Source organism: Klenkia terrae (genome assembly GCF_037083865.1).
GTDB lineage: Bacteria > Actinomycetota > Actinomycetes > Mycobacteriales > Geodermatophilaceae > Klenkia > Klenkia terrae.
On the sequence record NZ_JBAPLV010000005.1, the window covers coordinates 60,768 to 81,573 of the forward strand.

General features: G+C 75.6%; 15 protein-coding genes. 10 read left to right on the forward strand and 5 right to left on the reverse strand.

The features are described from left to right. Window positions 1–36: 36 nt before the first annotated feature. Together UXQ13_RS06770 and UXQ13_RS06775 are read right to left on the reverse strand one after the other, a co-directional pair. Window positions 37–1,176, reverse strand: coding sequence for an outer membrane protein assembly factor BamB family protein (locus UXQ13_RS06770; protein WP_336392021.1), 1,140 nt, complete (start codon window positions 1,174–1,176; stop codon window positions 37–39). A 19-nt stretch (window positions 1,177–1,195) separates the two neighbouring features. Further along, the gene (locus tag UXQ13_RS06775; protein WP_336392022.1) at window positions 1,196–3,043 is read right to left on the reverse strand and encodes a DEAD/DEAH box helicase; all 1,848 of its coding nucleotides are present in this window, start codon (window positions 3,041–3,043) and stop codon (window positions 1,196–1,198) included. Window positions 3,044–3,241: 198 nt separating this feature from the next. Between UXQ13_RS06775 and UXQ13_RS06780 the strand changes: the two genes are divergently transcribed. After that, window positions 3,242–3,922 carry a ferritin-like fold-containing protein gene (locus UXQ13_RS06780; protein WP_336392023.1) on the forward strand — a complete coding sequence of 227 codons (681 nt, stop codon included), beginning with the start codon at window positions 3,242–3,244 and terminating at the stop codon, window positions 3,920–3,922. Window positions 3,923–4,072: 150 nt separating this feature from the next. Here UXQ13_RS06780 and UXQ13_RS06785 read toward each other — a convergent pair whose 3' ends face one another. Then, a complete protein-coding gene (locus UXQ13_RS06785; protein ID WP_336392024.1) occupies window positions 4,073–4,300 on the reverse strand; it encodes a DUF3107 domain-containing protein in 228 nt (75 codons plus the stop codon). A gap of 117 nt (window positions 4,301–4,417) precedes the next feature. Continuing rightward, complete coding sequence (locus UXQ13_RS06790; RefSeq protein ID WP_336392025.1) at window positions 4,418–5,080, reverse strand: TetR/AcrR family transcriptional regulator; 663 nt, start codon at window positions 5,078–5,080, stop codon at window positions 4,418–4,420. A 71-nt stretch (window positions 5,081–5,151) separates the two neighbouring features. On the opposite strand from UXQ13_RS06790, the gene UXQ13_RS06795 reads away from it, so the two are divergent. The 8 genes from UXQ13_RS06795 (at window position 5,152) to UXQ13_RS06830 (ending at window position 18,459) form a co-directional block, all read left to right on the forward strand. Continuing rightward, complete coding sequence (locus tag UXQ13_RS06795) at window positions 5,152–6,192, forward strand: alpha/beta fold hydrolase (protein ID WP_336392026.1); 1,041 nt, start codon at window positions 5,152–5,154, stop codon at window positions 6,190–6,192. 213 nt (window positions 6,193–6,405) lie between these two features. Further along, the gene (locus UXQ13_RS06800; protein WP_336392027.1) at window positions 6,406–7,374 is read left to right on the forward strand and encodes a DUF3152 domain-containing protein; all 969 of its coding nucleotides are present in this window, start codon (window positions 6,406–6,408) and stop codon (window positions 7,372–7,374) included. A gap of 72 nt (window positions 7,375–7,446) precedes the next feature. After that, the gene (gene moeZ, locus UXQ13_RS06805; RefSeq protein WP_225234721.1) at window positions 7,447–8,607 is read left to right on the forward strand and encodes an adenylyltransferase/sulfurtransferase MoeZ; all 1,161 of its coding nucleotides are present in this window, start codon (window positions 7,447–7,449) and stop codon (window positions 8,605–8,607) included. A 62-nt stretch (window positions 8,608–8,669) separates the two neighbouring features. Next, complete coding sequence (locus tag UXQ13_RS06810; RefSeq protein WP_336392028.1) at window positions 8,670–9,233, forward strand: TIGR03086 family metal-binding protein; 564 nt, start codon at window positions 8,670–8,672, stop codon at window positions 9,231–9,233. 89 nt (window positions 9,234–9,322) lie between these two features. Further along, entirely contained in the window at window positions 9,323–10,363 is a 1,041-nt protein-coding gene (locus UXQ13_RS06815; protein ID WP_336392029.1) for a hypothetical protein, read from the forward strand. 1,134 nt (window positions 10,364–11,497) lie between these two features. Next, the gene (locus UXQ13_RS06820; protein ID WP_336392030.1) at window positions 11,498–11,794 is read left to right on the forward strand and encodes an MGMT family protein; all 297 of its coding nucleotides are present in this window, start codon (window positions 11,498–11,500) and stop codon (window positions 11,792–11,794) included. A gap of 45 nt (window positions 11,795–11,839) precedes the next feature. Continuing rightward, a complete protein-coding gene (locus UXQ13_RS06825) occupies window positions 11,840–15,094 on the forward strand; it encodes an ATP-dependent helicase (RefSeq protein ID WP_336392031.1) in 3,255 nt (1,084 codons plus the stop codon). Continuing rightward, window positions 15,091–18,459 (forward strand): ATP-dependent DNA helicase, encoded by a 3,369-nt coding sequence (locus UXQ13_RS06830; RefSeq protein WP_336392032.1) that lies wholly within the window; start codon window positions 15,091–15,093, stop codon window positions 18,457–18,459. Before UXQ13_RS06825 ends, UXQ13_RS06830 begins: the two co-directional genes overlap by 4 nt. 44 nt (window positions 18,460–18,503) lie before the next feature. Here UXQ13_RS06830 and UXQ13_RS06835 read toward each other — a convergent pair whose 3' ends face one another. Beyond that, window positions 18,504–19,337 (reverse strand): alpha/beta fold hydrolase, encoded by an 834-nt coding sequence (locus UXQ13_RS06835; RefSeq protein WP_336392033.1) that lies wholly within the window; start codon window positions 19,335–19,337, stop codon window positions 18,504–18,506. A 50-nt stretch (window positions 19,338–19,387) separates the two neighbouring features. Here UXQ13_RS06835 and UXQ13_RS06840 point away from each other — a divergent pair, with 50 nt between their 5' ends. Beyond that, the gene (locus UXQ13_RS06840; RefSeq protein ID WP_336392034.1) at window positions 19,388–20,806 is read left to right on the forward strand and encodes a M20/M25/M40 family metallo-hydrolase; all 1,419 of its coding nucleotides are present in this window, start codon (window positions 19,388–19,390) and stop codon (window positions 20,804–20,806) included.

Consider the following 20,806-nt stretch of genomic DNA (forward strand, 5'->3'; position numbering starts at 1 on the left):
CCGCCAGGGAGCATGGCACCGAGTGTCCCCCGTTCGTCAGCGGAAAGCAGCGACGAGGTCCGCGGAGGCCACCACGACGGAGGGGCCCACGACCGAGGTGCGGCCGCCGGCGGGGACCTCGTCGGTGGTCGTGGAGCGGGCGGTCTCCGTGCCGGTGGTCAGGTCCCGGGTGACGAAGGCGCCGTCCTCGGGGACGACCACCGACGTCGGGTCGCCCTTGCCGGTGCCCGTCGACGGCAGCCCGAGGGCGGGCACCGACCAGCGCACGGCGCCGGTCGCGGCGTCCAGGACGTAGGCGGTGCCGCGCAGCCACACCACGGCGGCGTCGGCCAGGCCGGCCTGCAGCGGGGCTGCGTCGTCGGCGTCCGGCCCGAGCGGGACGGTCTGCACCGTGCTGCCGTCGGCGGGGGACAGGACCTGCAGGTCGTCGCCGACGACGACGTCGACCACGCGGTCGGCGCCGACCAGCTGCGCGCTGGTCACGCCGAGGTCCCGGGTCCACAGCGGGGTGCCGGCGAAGCCGTCGAGCAGCATCGCCTGGACGTCGCCGTCGGCGCACTGCTGCAGCGCCGCGACCCCGGTGCTGCCGACGTCGGCGGCGGTGAACCGGCAGCCCTCGGGCGCCGGGGTGTGCCAGCGGATGTTGTTTCCGGTCGGGTCCACGGTGGTCAGGCCGGTCGGGCTCATGGCCAGCACGATGCGGTCGGTGCTGGCCAGCGTCGCGTCGGCCCGGAAGCCGACCGAGCGGTACCAGAGGCGGTCCCCGGTGTCGGCGCGCAGTGCGGTGAGCTCGTTGCACCGGCCGCCGGTGGAGAACAGCACGACCACCAGCCCGTCGACGGCGGTGGCGTCGCACAGCCGGGCGTTCGCGCGGGTGTAGTGCCAGGCCTCCTCGCCGGTGGCCGGGTCCAGCATGGCCACCCCGTCGTCCGAGGTCAGCAGCACCCGGCCGGACTCGACGACCCGCCGGGGTGCGGCGGGGCCGGGCTCGGCGGACCAGGTCTGCGCGACCTGCGCCGCGAGCGCCCCGCCGACCGGCACGGCCGGGTCGGCGGTGGTGCTGGAGGTGGCGGCCGCGTCGGACCCCCGCCAGGCCAGGACCGCGACGACGACCACCACCAGGGTGGCCGCCGTCCAGACCCAGACCCGTGCAGGGGGACGGCGGAGGCGGCTCACGCCGTGATCCTGCCCGACGTCAGGAGGCGGCGGGCTCGCCGCCGCCGCTGCGGCCGGCACCGCCCCGACGGCGACGACGACGCGGGCGCGGGGTGCCGTCGCCGGCAGCGGCGCCGGCCTCGGCGCCGTCGGCGGCGGCGGGCGCGGGGCCCGGGCCGTCGGTCGCGGCGGCCGCACCGGCGGCTGCCTCGCCGTTGCCCCGGGTCCGTCGACGCGGACGGCTCTTGCGGGGACCGGCGGCCGGGGTCTCCTCGGCGGGTGCCTCGCGGCCGGGGCCGGAGCTGCCGCCGCGACCACCGCGGTCACCACCCCGGTCGGTCCCGCGGTCGCCGGTGCGCTGGCGCTTGCCGGTCTCCCCGAGGTCCTCGAGGGTCTCGGCGCCCAGGCCCTCGCGGGTGCGCTGGGCGCGGGGCAGCCGGCCGGTCGCGGTCGTCGGCACGTCGAGGTCGGTGTAGACCCACGGCGAGGTGGAGTAGGTCTCCGGCGGGTCGGCGAAGTCCAGGTCCAGCGCCTTGTTGATCAGCTGCCAGCGCGGGATGTCGTCCCAGTCGACCAGGGTGACCGCGACGCCGGTGCTGCCCGCGCGACCGGTGCGGCCGATGCGGTGCACGTAGGTCTTCTCGTCCTCGGGGCACTGGTAGTTCACGACGTGGCTGACGCCGGTGACGTCGATGCCGCGGGCGGCGACGTCGGTGGCGACCAGGACGTCGACCTTGCCGGCGCGGAAGGCGCGCAGGGCCTGCTCGCGTGCGCCCTGGCCGAGGTCGCCGTGCACGGCGGCGGCGGCGAACCCGCGCTCGACGAGGTCGTCGGCCACCTTCTGCGCGGTGCGCTTGGTGCGGCAGAAGACCATGACCAGGCCGCGGTCGCGGGACTGCAGCACGCGGGACAGCAGCTCGGGCTTGTCCAGGTTGTGCGCCCGGTAGATGAACTGGGTGGTCTGCGGGACCGTGGAGCCCTCGTCGTTGCCGTGCGCCCGGATGTGCGTGGGCTGGGTCATGAACGACCGGGACAGCGTGACGATCGGGCCGGGCATCGTCGCCGAGAACAGCATCGTCTGCCGCTTGTCCGGGACCATCGCCAGGATGCGCTCGATGTCGGGCAGGAAGCCCAGGTCGAGCATCTCGTCGGCCTCGTCCAGGACGAGGACCTTGACCTTGCCCAGGATCAGGTTGCCCCGCTGGGCCAGGTCCAGCAGCCGGCCCGGCGTGCCGACGACGATCTCGACGCCCTGCTGGAGCGACTCGACCTGCGGCTCGAAGGCCCGGCCGCCGTAGATGGCCTGGACGCGGATGCCGCGCCGCGCGCCCGCGGCGGCCAGGTCGCGGGAGACCTGGACGCACAGCTCACGGGTGGGGACGACGACCAGCGCCTGCGGGACGCCGTCGCCGCCCTCGGCCGGCGGGACGACGCGCTGCAGCATCGGGACGCCGAAGCCGAGGGTCTTGCCCGTGCCGGTGCGGGCCTGGCCGATGAGGTCGTGGCCGGCGAGCGCCAGCGGGAGGGTCAGCTCCTGGATGGCGAAGGTGCGGGTGATGCCGACCTCGGCCAGCGCGGCGATGACGTCGGGGTGGACGTCGAAGTCGCTGAACAGCGGGCTGTCGGGGGCGACCGGCGCGCCGCCGAGCTCCTCGACGTGCTGCTCGAGCTCCTCGGGCGCGGGGGCGCCGGTCTCGGCGTGGTCGACCTCGGGGGTCGTGGCGGTGGTGGTGGGGGTCTGGCTGGTGGTCAGTGCTCTCGCCTCGGTCTGGAGGGGGGCTGCGGTGCGGTCGGTGTCGCCGACCCGTCGCGGGCCCCGGTCGGGGGTGCTGCGATCAGTTCCAGCGCCGACGCGGCCAGCAGACCGGGCGTCGTGGGGCAGACTCACCCGGGAGACCGACCTCGGTGCCCTCGTGGGTCCCGGCGGTCGTCGTCCAGCGGTCATCAGCGCACACGGAGAGCGAGCCGTGCGGCCCGCCGCAGATCACCCTAGCGCGGGATACCGTCCGCACAGGTCCCGCGGCAGGTCGCGGGCGGGTCCGACCCCGACCGGGGCCGGTGCCGGTGCAGCGGAGGGAGTACCCGGGTGAGCGTTCCGGACGGTGTCGTACCCGAGGTCGGACCCGAGGTCGGCCCCGCCGTCGTCGACCTGCTGGGGGTGCTCGCCTACGCCGAGCTGACCGCCTTCGACCGGCTGGCCGAGGACGCCCGGCTGGCCCCGACGCTGGACGGCCGCGCCGCCCTCGCGCGGATGGCCGCCGCCGAGATCGCCCACCACCAGCGCCTGGACGAGCGGCTGCGCGAGCTGGGCGTCGCCCCGGCGGACGCGATGGCCCCCTTCGTCGCCCCGCTGGACGCCTTCCACGACTCCACCCGGGCCGGCACCTGGCTGGAGGGCCTGGTCAAGGCCTACGTCGGGGACGGCCTGGCCACCGACTTCTACCGCGAGGTCGCCGCGTTCCTGCCCGAGCCCGACCGCGGACTGGTGCTCGAGGTGCTGGCCGACACCGGGCACGCGGACTTCGCCGTCCGCGAGGTGCGGGCCGCCATCGCCGGGGACCGACGGGTGGCCGGCCGGCTGGCCCTGTGGGCCCGGCGGCTGGTCGGGGAAGCCATGACCCAGTCGCAGGCCGTCATCGCCGAGCGGGACGGGCTCGCCGACCTGCTGATCACCGGCACCGGCGACCTCAACGGCATCGCCGAGCTCCTGGGCCGGCTGACGGCGGCGCACTCGGGCCGCATGGAGGCCCTCGGCTTGAACGGTTGATCGAGCAGCGCCGTCCTGGGGCCGGGGACGGCACCTGCCCGGTGGTCGTCCGGGACGGGGGTCGGAGACCTCCTCCCGGACGACCACGGACGCGCTCGTCGCCCCGGGGGGACGGCCGCTGGCCGCGGTGCGGTCCGGAGGACCGCGGTGCTACTTGATGAAACCGACGCGGCGGGTGTCGGCCTCGGCGATCTCGACGTAGGCGATCCGGTCGGTCGGGACGACGATCCGGCGACCGCGCTCGTCGACCAGGGTCAGCAGGCCGTCCTTGGACCCGGTCATCGCCCGGGACACCTCGGCCGCGATCTCGTCGGGGGTCTTCGGGCTGTCGATGACCAGCTCGCGGGGGGAGTGTTGGACACCGATCTTGACTTCCACGCTGGAGATGCCTCCTCAGGTCTGGCGGCCGCACTGGCCGCTGCCCACGACGCTAGCCGAGCGGGACCCGCCCGGTGCGGCCCGAGGGTGCGCCCACAGCGAACGGTCGGGGCCGGCTCAGGGCTGGGTGGGGTGGTCCGCGTCGCCCAGCCGCGGGAAGCCGGAGATGCCGCGCCAGGACAGCGAGCTCATCAGCGCGACGGCCTCGTCGCGGGAGACGGTGCCCTTGCGGGGCAGCCACCACCGGGCGCTGGTCTCGGCCAGCCCGGTCATGCCCGAGGCCAGCAGCAGCGCCCGCTCCTGGTCGACCCCGGTGTCGGCGGCGATGACCTCGGCGATGGCCTCGACGCAGCCGCGGGTGCCGGCGTCGACGATCCGGCGCACCTCGTCGTCGTTGCGCAGGTCGGACTCGAAGACCAGCCGGAAGGCCTCGCCGTCGGCGTCGACGAAGTCGAAGTAGGCGCCGACCGCGCCGTCCACGCGGGTGCGGTTGTCCTGCGTGCCGCTCATGGCCGCCCGCATCCGCTCGGTCAGCTCGCCGACCTGCTGCTCCAGCAGTGCGAGGTAGAGCTCCCGCTTGCCCGGGAAGTGCTGGTAGAGCACCGGCTTGCTGACGCCGGCCTTGTCGGCGATGTCGTCCATGGCCGCGGCGTGGAAACCCTGGGCGACGAACACGTCCTGGGCGGCGCGCAGCAGCTGCAGGCGGCGCGCACCCCGCGGCAGGCGGGAGGTGCGGCGACCGGGGTCGTCGGCGGGCGCGGGTGCACGGGAGGGCTGCATGGCCCGGCAGATGTTACCGACGAGTTCATCCGGGCGCGGCCCGGTGGCGGTGGTGGTCTACCGTCGCGCGGGTGCCCGACGTCCGTCCGGCCTCCGTGGCCACCCTCCCCGACAGCGCCCCCGGCTCCCCGGCGGGCGGTCCGCGCCCGGCCGGTCGCTCCGCCGTCCGGCTGCCCGTCCCGACCGGACCGGTGCCGCCGTGGCCCGGTGAGCAGGTGCCGGCCGACGGCGGCTCGGTGTACCTGCGGCACACGCCGTACGCCGGCGACCCGGACGGCCCCCGCGGGCGCGGGCTGTACGTGCACGGGCTGGGCGGGGCGTCGACCAACTGGACGGACCTGGCCGCGACGCTCGCCGTCCGGCTCGAGGGGTTCGCGCTGGACCTGCCCGGTTTCGGCCGGTCGGAGCCGCCCTCGGACGGCGGGTACTCCATCGCCCGGCACGTGCAGGCCGTCGAGGCGGTGCTGGCCGACGTGGCCGACCGGCCCGGGCCGGGGCGGGGCGAGCCGGTGCACCTGGTCGGCAATTCGCTGGGCGGCCTGGTCAGCCTGCTGGTCGCGGTCCGCCGTCCGGACCTGGTCGCCACCCTCACCCTGATCTCCCCGGCGATGCCGGTGTACCGCGTCCCGCCGGCCTTCGACCGGGCCATCGCGCTGCTGCTGCTGCCCGGCATCCCCACCCTCGCCGAGAAGCGGATCCGACTCGGCGCCCCCGAGGACCGGGTCCGGATGACGCTGGAGATGTGCTTCGGCGACCCCCGCCGGGTGCCCGAGGAGCGGCTGGCCGAGGCGGTGGAGGAGATGCGGCTGCGCGACGGGCAGGCCTGGTCCGGCCGGGCGCTGACCCGCAGCATGCGCGGGCTGATGACGTCCTACCTGCGGGTCGGCCGGGGCAACGCCTGGCGCGCGGCCCAGGCGGTGCAGGCCCCGGCGCTCGTGGTGTGGGGCGACGCGGACAAGCTGGTGGACCCGCGGCTGGCCCCCCGGCTGGCGACGGCGCTGCCCGACGCCCGGCTCCAGGTGCAGCCCGGGATCGGCCACGTGGCGATGATGGAGGCGCCCGAGGACACCGCGCGGGCGATCCTGGCGCTGCTGGAGGAGACCGACCGCTGACCGACCGCTGACCGGACGAGGCCGGCGGGACGGGTGCGACGGGACGGTCTGACACGCCTGGCGACCTCGGCGGGCACGGCGGGTCCCGGGCCGGCCCGTGAGAACCTGGCAGGTGTGAGCTCTGCGGACCCCGGTGTCGACGGCCCCCGGGGCACGTCCCCGGGTCCGGCGCCCCTTGGACCGGCCGGGCGCCCGCCGGTGCCGCCGCCGCTGGTGGGGCCACGTGCCCGCACCCGGTCGCGCGGCACCTTCCCGCCGGCCCCCGACCCGCTGCCGCGCCCGGTGCCCGGCACCGGTCTGCGCACCACCGCCGGCCCCCTGGTGGCCCGCCGCGACCCGGTCCGCCGCTCCACCGGCGAGCCCGGCGGGGGTGGCTGGTTCACCCGCTTCGCCCGCCGGTGGGGGTGGCGCGCCTACGCCGTCCCGATGCTCGCGGTGCTGACCGTGCTGGCCCTGGTCGACGTCGCCGTCAGCGGCACCGGCCAGGCCGACCCGGCGTCCAGCACCGGGCAGGCCCCGGCCAGCCAGGCCGCGGCGACCACCACCGCGGTGGCCACCACGGCGCCGGCCACCACGCCGGCGCCGGCCGAGGGCGACGCCAACCCCACCGACCTGGCCCCCACCGTCGGGGCGGCCAGCTACGTCGAGACCGGGGCCGGCACGGTCTCCGTGGTCGACGGCACGTCCGCGGTCTACGGCAGCGGCCCGCTGCAGCGCTTCGTCGTGGAGGTGGAGGACGGCATCGGCATGGACGGCCCGGCCTTCGCCGCCGCCGTCGAGGCGACGCTGGGTGACCCCCGGTCGTGGGGGCACGACGGGGCGATGAGCTTCCAGCGCGTCGGCGCGGCCGAGGCCGCGGCGGGGGACTACGACTTCAAGGTCAGCCTGGTCAGCCCGGGCAGCATGGAGACCTACTGCCCCGGCGTCGGCACCGGGGGCTACACCTCTTGTCGCTACGGCGAGCGCGCGGTGATCAACCTGGCCCGCTGGGAGACCGCCGTCCCCGACTACGCCGGCGACGTCGCCACCTACCGGCAGTACGTGGTCAACCACGAGGTCGGGCACGCCCTGGGCAACGGCCACCAGCCCTGCCCCGGTGCCGGGCAGCTGGCCCCGGTCATGCAGCAGCAGACCCTCGGGCTGGACGGCTGCCAGAAGAACGCCTGGCCCTTCCCCGCCTAGGGGGAAGACAGGGGGCTGGCAGGCTGTTGGGGCCACTGCAGGAGCAGCAGCCAGCAACTCGAGGAGCCCGACGTGTCGTTGCCACCCCTGGTGGAGCCCGCCGCAGACCTGTCGATCGACGAGGTCCGCCGCTACAGCCGCCACCTGATCATCCCCGACGTCGGGATGGACGGGCAGAAGCGGCTCAAGAACGCCAAGGTGCTCGCCGTCGGCGCCGGTGGCCTGGGCTCGCCGGTGCTGATGTACCTGGCCGCGGCCGGTGTCGGCACGCTGGGCATCGTCGAGTTCGACACCGTCGACGAGTCCAACCTGCAGCGCCAGATCATCCACGGCCAGTCCGACGTGGGCCGGTCCAAGGCCGAGAGCGCGCGGGACTCGATCAAGGAGATCAACCCGCTGGTCGACGTCCGCCTGCACGAGACCCGGCTGGACTCCTCCAACGTGGAGGAGATCTTCAGCCAGTACGACCTGATCGTCGACGGCACCGACAACTTCGCCACCCGGTACCTGGTGAACGACGCCTGCGTGCTGCTGGGCAAGCCCTACGTCTGGGGCTCCATCTACCGGTTCGACGGCCAGGTGTCGGTCTTCTGGGCCGAGCACGGCCCGAACTACCGCGACCTCTACCCCGTGCCGCCGCCGCCGGGCATGGTGCCCTCCTGCGCCGAGGGCGGCGTGCTGGGCGTGCTGTGCGCGACCATCGGCGCCATCCAGGCCACCGAGGCCGTCAAGCTCCTCACCGGCATCGGCGACACGCTGCTGGGCCGGCTGATGGTCTACGACGCCCTGGAGATGACCTTCCGGACCATCAAGATCCGCAAGGACCCCGAGGCCGAGCCGATCACCGGGCTGATCGACTACGACGCGTTCTGCGGAGTGGTGTCCCAGGAGGCCCAGGAGGCCGCCGCCGGCTCGACGATCACCGTCGACGAGCTCAAGGACATGATGGACGCCGGCAAGGACTTCGAGCTGATCGACGTCCGCGAGCCCAACGAGTACGAGATCGTGTCCATCCCCGGTGCCCGCCTGGTGCCCAAGGACGAGATCCTCTCCGGCCGGGCGCTGTCCTCCCTGCCGCAGGACAAGCCGATCGTGCTGCACTGCAAGACCGGGGTGCGGTCCGCCGAGGCCCTGGCCGCCGTCAAGGCCGCCGGGTTCTCCGACGCCGTCCACGTGCAGGGCGGCGTGACCGCCTGGGCCACGCGCATCGACAAGGCGCTCCCCACCTACTGAGGTGCCACCCAGCGGCCCGTCCTCCACCCGGGGGGCGGGCCGCTGTGCGTTCTACTGGTGGGGTGGATCCCCGGCAGGCACGACTCCTCGAGCTCTTCCAGCGGGCGCAGGCCCAGGTCACCGACCGGGTGGACGCCGTCGAGGCCGAGCAGTGGGACGCCGTGGTCCGCCCCGGGCGCGACGTGGCCGACCTGGTGGCGCACCTGGTCGGCGAGCAGCTGCGGGTGCCCCCGCTCCTGGCCGGCCACCCGGCCGGCGGACCGGTGCCCACCGACACCGAGGAGCTCCTCGCCGGGGACCCGCTGGGCTCGTGGGAGGCCGCGGCCGACGCCGCGCTGACCGCGTTCGCCCAGCCGGGGGCGGTGGACGCGACGGTGCAGCTGGCCGAGGGGCCGGCCCCGGCGACGGACCACCTCACCGTGCTCACCACCCACCTGACCGTGCACGCCTGGGACCTCGCCCGGGCCACCGGCGGCGACCCCGTGCTGGACGCCGACCTGGTGGCCGCCGCCCTGGAGCAGGTCGGTGCGGGCCGCGCGGCCGGGCTGGTCGACCCGGCGTCGCCGGTGCCGGCCGGGGCCGACCCGCTGGTGCGGTTCCTCGCCGCCTTCGACCGCCGGGCGTGATCACTTCGTGACCGGCTGGGGGAGCCCGGGCCCGGGTCGGGCCCTACGATCCGGAGCGGCAGAGTCCGCATGAGCTGGAGGTCCCTCCCATGAGTCAGCCCCCCCAGGGCCCGCCGCCCTACGGCAACCCGACGTCGGGCGGGCAGCCGCCGTACGGCCAGCAGCCCCCGGCGGGTGAGCAACCGACCGAGGTGCTCGGCCAGCAGGGCTCGGGGCAGCCGGGCGGGTGGGGTGCCCAGCAGCCCACGCAGCAGTACGGGCAGCCCGGCTTCGGTCAGCAGGGCCCTGGTCAGCAGGGCCCTGGTCAGCAGGGTCCGCCGCCCACCCAGCAGTTCGGGGCGCCCGGGTACGGCCAGCCCCCGGGGCAGGGCGGCTACGGCGCCCCGCCGTTCGGCGGTCCCGGTGGACCGGGTGGTCCCGGTGGACCGGGTGGTCCCGGGGGTCCCTACGGCGGTTCGCCGCAGGGCTCGGGCGGCAACAAGAAGGGCCTGCTCATCGGGGGGGTCGCGGCCCTCGTCGTGATCATCGCCGTCGGTGTCACGCTGTTCCTCACCCTGGGCAACGACGACTCGGACACCACCGCGGACCCGACGTCGACCACCACGACCGCGGCCCCCACGACCACGTCGTCGTCCTCGGAGTCCTCGTCCTCGTCGAGCTCGTCCAGCAGCTCGTCGTCGTCGAGCAGCTCGGAGGGCGAGCTGCTGTCGATGGTGCCGACGGACTTCAGCGACTGCACGCCGATCGACGTGCCCAGCGACGGCGCGACCGACGCCGCCGAGTGCGGCCCGTCTGCGACCCAGCCCGGCCCACTGGGGGCGCAGTTCTACCTTTACGAGGAACAGGGGACGCTGGATTCGGTGTTCGCTACCGACATCGCCGGACAGGGCGTCCAGCCCATTGCCGAGGGCCAGGACTGCACCACGGCCGTGGGCAGCGGCACCTGGACGCAGAACGACGTGCCCGGCGGCCAGATCGCCTGCGGCATCTCCTCCAACGGGTCCGTGTTCATCGCGTGGACCGACGACGAGTTCCTCACAGAGGGTGTCGTGCAGCTGGCTGGCACCAGCCAGGCCGACGTGGCCATCCTCTACAACTGGTGGCTGACGAACAGCAACTACGTCGGCTGACCGGATGACGGCCGACCCGGTCGACGTCGACAAGGCGGTCCTCGACGTGGTTGGGGACATCCAGGTCGGCCGAATCAGCACGGACGGCAGAGGTCCCGGCGTGTCGTCCGTTCGCCGTCTCGGGCGGCGTCGCGCTGCATCCCGCACAATTGTCAATATGTCGAACACTCTGTGGACCCAGTGAGGGCCGGTGGCTCACTCAAGAATGGCTGCCTCTGCGCCGCCAATTTGGCGACCTGAGCGTTTAATTGTGGCCATTGACGCGAGAACGTGGCCTAAAAGTGGGTTAGCCTGGGGTTAGCTGGCCCGGGGGAGGCTTGCGTACGGAGTCCTCGCCCCCTGGGTGCAGGCGATGAGCGCCGACGTAGGCGGGCTGCGGGCAACCGCATTCGACGCCAACGAACTTCGTGCAAGCTCGCCGGCTTCGACTTCCGTAACGCTGCGGGTCCACGGCGAGAAGCGGCTCCGATGCGCGAAGGGCCCAGGCTGGCTCCCCTGCCACTGCACGACTTCGCGCAGCGCCAGATCTGCTTTCGCTGTCGGCAGGTCTGGTAGCCACCACCTGGATACAGCTCCTCGCCTCTACCGGTCACGCCGGCCACTGCCGCCTGCCGCTGGGATCCCAAGCGCGGCGACTGTGCCAGTTCCCAATCCCGCGCCGCCCGCACTGGCGTCGCCGCAGCAGCTGGCAGCGCATGCTCCACTCATCGCTCTCGTCCCGGCCGTATTCGATACTCTTCTTCGGGCTATTGCGACGAGCTGTAATTCCTGGTGGATCGGTCGCGATCGTATCGGATCCTTGCGGACTGTGGACCACGTCACGGACGCGCGATAGGCTGTGCCCCCCCGAGAGAGACTAGTGGCAAATGAAGTTGTTGAAGCCCGTCGTGATGGCGTCTACGGTTGCTGCGCTTCTATTGGTGAGCCCCGGCATGGCGCAAGCGAGCACAGCGACGAAGGGGCCTTACACCACGAAGGCGCAGTGCGAGTCCGCCCGAACCACCTATTCCAAGTTGCCCAAGACCACTGTGGGGAACTGTTTCGACGATGGCATAACTCGGGTTTACTGGTACTTCAACTACACGACGTCCTGAGTTGTGAGGGAAGCTACGGCTGATTCCTCTGCGTGAGCCGGTGACGGCCGACCCGGCCGACGTCGACGAGGCGGTCCTCGACGTGGTCGAGGACATCCCGGTCGGCCGGGTCAGCACGTACGGCGCCGTCGGGCGGCTCGTCGGGGTGGGTCCCCGGCGGGTCGCCCGTGCGCTGTCCCGGGGCGGTGCGGCGGTGCCCTGGTACCGCGTGGTGCGGGCCGACGGCACCCCCGCCGAGCCGGTCCGGGCCCGTCAGCTCGAACTGCTGGCCGCCGAGGGCGTGCCGGTCCGGCGCGGGCGGGTCGACCTGGACGCGGTGCGCTGGCCCGAGGACTGACCCCGGCCGCCACGATCTGTCGGACCCCCGTGGTGTCATCGAGGCATGACAGCGACGGGCACCGCGGAGCCGGGGTACCGGCTCGTCCTGCCCCCGGCCCGGGCGCCGCGCCGCCCGGTCCTCGACCCCACCCAGCAGGCCGTCGTCGACCACCCCGGTGGTCCGCTGCTGGTGCTGGCCGGGCCGGGCACCGGCAAGACCACGACCATCGTCGAGGCCGTCGCCCGGCGCATCGAGGCCGGGCTGGACCCCGAGCGCGTGCTGGTGCTGACGTTCAGCCGCAAGGCCGCCGCCGAGCTGCGCACCCGGATCACCGCCCGGGTCGCCCGCACGATCCGCGAGCCGGTCGCCCGCACGTTCCACTCCTACGCCTTCGGCGTCCTGCACCGCGCCGCCGCGCTGCGCGGTGACCCGCCGCCGCGGCTGCTGACCTCCGCCGAGCAGGACCTCACGGTGCGCCGGTTGCTCACCGGCGACGCCGAGGACGACGGCGTGCGCTGGCCCGAGGACCTCGGGCCGGCGCTGGGCACCGCGGGGTTCCGCCGCGAGCTGCGCGAGCTCCTGCTCCGGGCCACCGAGCGGGGTCTCCCGCCGGCCCGGCTGGCGGAGCTGGGCGCGGCGCTGGACCGGCCGCACTGGTCGGCGGCCGCCCAGTTCGCCCAGCAGTACGAGGACGTCACCGGGCTGGAGACCGCGTTCCTGGGGTCGGGCAGCGGCTACGACCCGGCCGAGCTCGTGCGCGAGGCGATCGAGGAGCTGCGTGCCGACGAGGCCCTGCTGCGCGCCGAGCAGGAGCGGGCGAGCTGGTTGTTCGTCGACGAGTACCAGGACACCGACCCCGCGCAGGTCGAGCTGCTGCACCTGCTGTCCGGCGGGGGCCGGGACCTCGTGGTCGTCGGTGACCCCGACCAGGCCATCTACGCCTTCCGCGGGTCCGAGCCCCGGGGCCTGGTCGAGTTCCCCCAGCGCTTCGCCCACCGCGACGGCCGGCCGGCGGCGCGGGTGTCGCTGGGGGTCTGCCGCCGCTCGGGCATCGAGCTGCTCCGGATCAGCCGCCGGGTCGCCGAGGGGCTGCCCGGCCCGTGGGAGCACCGCCGGCTCACCGCGGACCCGGCGACCGCCCCGGGCAGCGCCGAGGTCCACGTGTTCGACACCCCGGCGGTGGAGGCGGCGCACGTGGCCGACACGCTCCGCCGCGCCCACCTGCTCGACGGCGTGCCCTGGTCGGAGATGGCCGTCGTCGTCCGGGGCTCGGCCGCGCTGGGACCGGTGCGCCGGGCGCTGAGCCAGGCCGGGGTCCCGGTCACCGTCTCGGCCGACGACCTCGCGCTCGCCCAGCAGCCCGCGGTCGAACCGCTGCTGGCCGCGCTGCGCGCCCTCCTGCCGGCACCGATCGCGGACGGCGAGGGCCCGGGAGCAGCACCAGTCGGCACCGGGCCGGTCGAGACCGGGTTCACCGAGACCGGGCTGACCGAGACGGGGGCCGAGGCGCTGCTGGCCTCGCCGCTGGGCGGGGCGACCGTGCTGGACCTGCGCCGGTTGCGCCGCGCGGCCCGCCGGGAGCTGGTTGCCCGCGGCGTCGACCCGGCCGAGCGCGGCGCCCCGCTGGCCGACGTGCTCGCCGACGCCACCCTGCTCGACGCCCTCCCGGCGCCGGTGGCCCGGCCGGCCACCCGGGTGGCGAGCGTGCTGGCCGCCGGGCGGGTGGCCCTGCTGCGCGAGGGCACCGCGGAGGACGTGCTGTGGGCCATGTGGCAGGCCAGCGGTCTGGCGACGCGGTGGGCAGCGGCCAGCGCCGCCGGCGGCCCGCCGGGCGCGGTCGCCGACCGCGACCTGGACGCCGTGGTGGCGCTGTTCGACGCGGCGGCGAGCTTCGTCGACCGGCTGCCGTACGCCACCGTCGGCCAGTTCGTCGACCACTTCGGCGCCCAGGAGCTGCCCGGCGACGGCGGCGCGGCCCGGGCGCCGGCCGGGGAGACGGTGCGGGTGCTCACCGCGCACGCCGCCAAGGGCCTGGAGTGGGACGTGGTGTGCGTGGCCGGGGTGCAGGAGGGCGTGTGGCCCGACCTGCGCACCCGGGCCAGCCTGCTGGGCGCCGAGGACCTCGTGGAGGTGGCGGCCGGGACCGACGCGGCCACGCTGGACCGGCGGACCCTCGCACTGGCCGAGGAGCGTCGGCTGTTCTACGTCGCGGTCACCCGGGCCCGCCGGCGACTGGTCGTCACCGCGGTCGACGGCGGGCTGGAGGGCGGCGACGTGGGGGCCAACGCCTCGCGCTTCCTCGACCTGGTCGCCCCGCCGCCGGACGCCGGGGAGGGCGGGGACGGCCGACGGCCGCACACCCCGCTGCCCCGCGCGCTCACGCTGCCCGCCCTGGTCGCCGAGCTCCGGCGGGCACTCACCGACCCGCACACCCCGCCCGCCCGGCGGACCACCGCCGCGGCGGTGCTGCGCCGGCTGGCCGAGGAACGGGTGCCCGGCGCGGACCCGTCGTCCTGGTGGGGGCTGGCCCCGCTGTCCGACGACGCACCGCTGGTCGCCCCGGCCGAGCTGGTCCGGGTGCGCCCCTCGGCGATCGACACGTTCCAGCGCTGCCCGCTGCGCTGGGTGCTCGGCTCGGTGGGGGCGGAGGCATCCCCGGAGACCACCCGGACGGTCGGCTCGGCGGTGCACGACGTCGCCCAGCAGGTGGCCGAGGGGCTGGCCCCGGCGGAGGCCCCCGACGTGCTGGCCGCCGAGCTCGACCGCCTCGACCTCGGGCCGGGCTGGTTCGACCAGCGCCAGCGAGACCGGGCCCAGGAGATGCTCGCCAAGTTCCTGGCCTGGCACGCCCGTGGCACCCGCGAGCTGGTCGCCGCCGAGGAGGACTTCGACGTGGTGGTGGGGCGGGCCCGCCTGCGCGGCCAGGTCGACCGGCTCGAGCGGGACGAGGAGGGCCGGCTGGTCGTGGTCGACCTCAAGACCGGCAAGACCGCGCCCCGCACGGTCGACGAGCACGGGCAGCTGGCCGCCTACCAGGTGGCCGTGGCCGAGGGCGCCTTCGGCGGGCACGGCACGGTCCCCGGCGGCGCGGCGCTGCTGCAGGTCGGCGGTGCGCAGAAGGCGGCCAAGGAGCACGTGCAGCCGCCCCTGCCGGCCGACGTCCCGGCGACGACCACCTGGGCCGGCGAGCTGGTCGCCGAGGTCGGCGACGGCATGGGTGCCGCGACGTTCGCCGCGCGCACCGACACCGACTGCGAGCGGTGCTCGTTCCGGCGCAGCTGCCCCATGCAGGAGTCCGGTCGGCAGGTGACCCGGTGACCCGCCGCGCGTCCGGGGCCGCCGACGGGCAGCTGGCCTTCGACCTGCCCGGCTTCGTCGAACCCCGGGCCGCGGTCGTGCCCGAGCTGCTGGACCCGGCCGAGGTGGCCCGCCGCTGCGGGCTGTCCTACGCCCCGTCGCCCGAGCAGGCCGCCGTCGTGCAGGCGCCGGTCGACCGGCCGATGGTCGTGGTCGCCGGCGCCGGGTCGGGCAAGACCGAGACCATGGCCGCCCGGGTGGCCTGGCTGGTGGCCAACCAGCTGGTGGCCCCGGAGGCCGTGCTCGGCCTGACCTTCACCCGGAAGGCGGCCAGCGAGCTCGGCGCCCGGATCCGGCTGCGGCTGACCGCGCTGGCCGCGCACCCCGACACCGACCAGGCGCTGCGGGAGCGGCTGGAGGTGGCCTCGCCGACCGTGGCCACCTACCACGGGTACGCCGCCGGGATCGTCGCCGAGCACGGGCTGCGGATCGGCGTCGAACCCGGTGCGGGCGTGCTGGGCCCGGCGATGTGCTGGGGGCAGGCGGCCACCGCCGTCGCCGCGCACACCGGGGACATGAGCGACGTCGCCCTGGGCCTGGTGACCACCACCGAGGACGTGCTGCAGCTCGCGGCGGAGCTGGGCGAGCACGACATCGCCCCGGACCGGCTGCGGTCCTGGACGTCCCGGCTGGAGGCGCAGATGTACGCCTACCCGGTGACCGGCCGGACCAAGGGCCCCTACGCCGACGTGCTGAAGATGCTGGCCCGGCAGCGGTCCCGGGTCGCCCTGCTGCCCATGGTCGAGGCCTTCGAGGCCCGCAAGCGGGCGGCCGGGGCCATCGACTACGCCGACCAGGTCGCCTACGCCGCGCGGGCGGCCACCAGCTCGCCGGAGGTCGGCCGCCGCGAGCGCGCCCGCTGGCGGGTGGTCCTGCTCGACGAGTACCAGGACACCTCGGTCGGCCAGCTCCGGATGCTCGAGGCGCTCTTCGGCGGCGACGCCCACCACCCGGTGCTGGCCGTCGGCGACCCGCGCCAGTCGATCTACGGCTGGCGCGGGGCGTCCTCGGGCACCATCGAGCGCTTCCCGCGCACCTTCCCGGGTGCGCCCGACCGCCCGGCACAGCGCCTCACCCTGTCCACCAGCTGGCGCAACGACCAGGCTGTGCTGGCGGTCGCCAACCGGGTGGCCGCCGACCTGCCCCAGCCCGCCGACGCGGCCCCGCTGCCCGACCTCACCGCCGCCCCCACGGCCGGTCCCGGCGAGGTCCGGGTCGGGTTGTACGAGACCGTGGCGGAGGAGACCGCCGCGCTGGCCGACCGGCTGGCCGCCCAGTGGCACGGTCGACCCGGCGACGACGGCGCACCACCCGCGGGCCGGCCGACCATCGCGGTGCTGGCCCGACGCCGGGCGCAGCTGCCGGGCATCGCCGCGGCGATGCGCGAGCGGGGCCTCCCGGTCGAGGTCGTCGGCCTGGGCGGTCTGCTGGACGTGCCCGAGGTGTCCGACGTGGTGGCCACGCTGACCGTGCTGGTCGACCCCACCGCCGGCGACGCCCTGGGCCGGTTGCTCACCGGGGCCCGCTGGCGGATCGGCCCGCGCGACCTGGCCGCGCTGGAGGCGCGGGCCCGGCACCTGGTCCGCGGCCGCCGGCCCGGACCGGACGGACCTGCCGCGGACACGGTCACCGCCCCGACGGAGGGCGCCGCGGGGGTCGAGCTCGCCCCCGAGCGGGGCAGCATCGTCGAGGCCCTCGACGACCTGGGTGCGCCGACCGCCTACTCCGCCGACGGGCACCGCCGGCTGCGCCGGCTGGGCGCCGAGCTCGGCATGCTGCGCGGCCGGCTGGGCGAGCCGCTGCCCGACCTGGTCGACGAGGTGGTCCGCACGCTGGGTCTGGAGACCGAGCTGGCCAGCCACCCCGACGCCAGCCCCGGCGGCGCCCGCACCCACCTGGACGCCCTGCACACCGTCGCCGCGCAGTTCGCCGACCTGGCCGAGCTGCCGTCGCTGCCGGCGTTCCTGGGCTACCTGGCCGATGCCGAGGTGCGCGAGCGCGGCCTGGAGCCCGGCGAGGTCACGGTCAACCCGGAGGCGGTGCAGCTGCTGACCGGGCACTCGGCGAAGGGGCTGGAGTGGGACGTCGTCGCCGTCCCGGGGATGACCGTCGGGCAGTTCCCCAGCAAGGCCGACACCTCCGACTCCTGGATCAACGACCCCGGCGCCGTCCCGGCGGAGCTGCGGCTGACCGACCGCGCCGACCTGCCGGCACTGCGGCTGCCGGTGCCCGGGTCGGGCGACCAGGCGGTGGTCCGCGACGCCCTCGCCGACTACGTGGCCGACTGGAAGGCCTTCGGCTCGGCCGAGGAGGTGCGGCTGGGCTACGTCGCGGTCACCCGGGCCAAGCGCCTGCTGCTGTGCTCGGGCAGCTGGTGGCGCGACGGCGTCAAGCCCAACGGCCCCTCCACCCTGCTGCTGGCCGTCCGCGAGGCGGTCGAGTCGCTGCCCGGCACCGGCGCGGTCGACGCCTGGGCCGACCCGCCGCCGGCCGACGCGACGAACCCGGCGCTGGCCGAGTGGCCGGTCGGGATCTGGCCGGCCGACCCGCTGTCGTCGGGTCGCCGCCGGGCGCTGACCGCCGCGGCCGAGCTGGTCACCGCCACCCGCGCGCACCCGCTGGAGGGCGACGGGCTGGGGGCCGTCGAGGACCCGGTGGTCACCGACTGGGTCCGCGACGCCCAGCTGCTGCTGCGCGAGCGCGCCGAGTCCGGCCGCAGCGCCACCGAGGTGACCCTGCCGGCCCACCTCTCGGTGTCCTCCCTGGTGGCGCTGCGCCGTGACCCGGCCGCGCTCGCCCGCCGGCTGCGCCGCCCGATGCCGGCGGCACCGGCCCCGCTGGCCCGCCGGGGCACCGCCTTCCACCTCTGGCTGGAGCAGCGGTTCGGCGCCACCCGCCTGATCGACCTCGACGAGCTGCCCGGATCCGGCGACGCCGGTGCCGCGCCCGACGAGGCGCTCACCGCACTGCAGCAGGCGTTCCTGGCCGGCGAGTGGGCCGACCGGCAGCCGGTCGACGTCGAGGCGCCGTTCGAGACCCCGCTCGGGCCGCTGACCCTGCGCGGCCGCATCGACGCCGTCTACGGCGACGGCTGCGGCGGCTACGAGGTCGTCGACTGGAAGACCGGGCCGGTGCCGGGCGCCACCGAGCTCGCCGCGGTCGGCGTGCAGCTGGCTGCCTACCGGTTGGGCTGGTCCCGGTTGGTCGGCGTGCCGGTGGAGCGGGTCAGCGCCGGGTTCCACCACGTGCTGGCCGGGGTGACCCTGCGGCCGGTCGACCTGCTCGACGAGGCCGGGCTGCTGGCCCTGGTGACCGACGGCGCATGAGCCACCGACGGCGCACCAGGACAGCAGCGGGCCCGGCGGTGGGCTCAGCCGCGGGCGACCCGGTCCAGGATCGCCGCGGCCAGCGCTTCGGGGGCCTTCTCCGGGACCCAGTGCGAGATGCCGGTGAGCTCGACGAACCGGTAGTCCCCGGTCACCTGGTCCGCGCACGCCTCCGCCGCGGTGCGGCCGACGGCCATGTCCTCGTCGCTCCAGACGTAGGTGGTGGGCACCCTGACCGGGTCCAGCGGCGTGCTCGAGCTCATCGCCCGGTACCAGTCCAGCGCCGCGGTCAGCGCGCCCGGCGCGGACAGGTGCGCCACGTAGGTGTCCACCGCCTCGGCCGGGACGTCGCCCAGCACCCGGCGCAGCCGGCGGGCGTCGTCCTCCAGCAGCACGCGCTCGGCCTTGCCGGCCTGCCAGAAGAGCTTGATGTAGGCCGAGCGCTCCTTCTGCTCCGGGTCGGCCCGGTAGGCCAGGGTGTAGGCCGTCGGGTGCGGCACCGACACCGCGGTCAGCGTCCGCACCCGGTCGGCGTGCCAGCCGGCCAGCGCCCACGCCACGTTGGCGCCCCAGTCGTGCCCCACGACGTCGGCGGTCGGGATGTCCAGCGCCGTCATCAGGTCCGCGCTCACCGCGGCCAGCGCAGGCAGCGCGTAGGCGTCGGTCTCCCCGGGACGCGCACCGGGGGAGTAGCCCAGCTGGTCGGGTGCGTAGGTGCGCAGCCCCGCCTCGGCCAGCAGCGGGGTGACCGCCGACCAGGACAGCGAGGTCTGCGGGAACCCGTGCAGCAGCAGCACGGGCCGCCCGTCCTCGGGTCCGTCGGTCCGCACGTCGAAGACCAGGTCCCCGACGTCCACCTGCAGCTGCCCAGCGCCCATGCCGGGCAACGTAGCCCGGGGGACCGGTGCGGGCGCGTTACGGTCGCCGGGTGAGCCAGAACCCCGAGCGGGACTTCGTGTCCGCGCACCTCGACGACCTCGACGCCGACCTGGATGCCTGGCTGCGCATCCCGTCGATCTCCGCCGACCCCGCGCACGCCGCCGACGTCGCCGCCAGCGCCGACTGGCTGGCCGCCGCGCTGCGCCGGGTCGGGTTCCCGGTGGTGGAGGTCTGGCCGACGCCGGGCGCCCCCGCGGTCTACGCCGAGTGGCCGTCGGCCGACGTCGGGGCGCCGGTCGCGCTGGTCTACGGCCACCACGACGTGCAGCCGGTGACCCCGGAGGAGGCCTGGACGCACCCGCCGTTCGAGCCCACCCGGGTCGAGACCGGGCTGGGCCCCGAGCTGCACGCCCGCGGGGCGATCGACGACAAGGGCAACGTCGCCTTCCACCTGCTGGGCATCCGGGCGCACCTGGCCGCCACCGGGCGGGACACCCCGGCCGTCACCGTGAAGCTGCTGGTCGAGGGCGAGGAGGAGTCGGGCTCCCCGCACTTCCCGGCCCTCCTGGCGGCGCAGCGCGAGCGGCTTGCCTGCGACGTCGTGGTGGTCAGCGACACGGGCATGGCCGCCCCCGACGTGCCCAGCGCGGTGACCGCCATGCGCGGGTTGGCCGACGCCGAGATCACCCTGCGGGGGCCCGGCGTGGACCTGCACTCCGGCTCGTTCGGCGGCGGCGTGCCCAACCCGCTGCACGCCATGGCGTCGCTGCTGGCCGCGCTGCACGACGACCAGGGCCGGGTCACCCTGCCCGGGTTCTACGACAAGGTCCGCCCGCTCACCGACCGCGAGCGGGAGCTGATGGGCCGGGTGCCCTTCGACGAGGCGGCCTGGCTGGCCGGCCCGGCGGCATCCCGTGCCGCCGCCGGGGAGGCCGGGTTCAGCACGCTGGAGCGCATCGGCGCCCGGCCGACCGCCGAGGTCAACGGCATGTGGGGCGGCTACACCGGCCCGGGCCACAAGACGATCATCCCGGCGGAGGCGCACGCCAAGGTCACCTTCCGCCTGGTCGCCGACCAGGTGCCCGCCGACCTCGGCGACCAGCTGCGCAGCTGGGTCGCCGAGCACGTGCCGGCCGGCATCGAGGCCGACGTGCACGTCCCCGAGGGCGGGGTCAGCCCGTGCGCCAGCGACCTGGACCACCCGGCGATGGCGGCGCTGCTGACCGCCATCGGGCAGGCCTTCGACCGGTCGGCCGCCGACGTGCTGTTCACCCGCGAGGGCGGCAGTGGGCCCGAGGCCGACCTGGTCGCCGTGCTCGGCGCCCCCCTGCTGTTCCTGGGCGCCGGCCTGCCCACCGACCGCATCCACGCGCCCAACGAGCGCGTGCTCCTGCCGATGCTGCACCGCGGCGCCGAGGCCGCGGCCCACCTGTGGCGCGAGCTGGCCACCGTCCCCTTCGACCGCTGA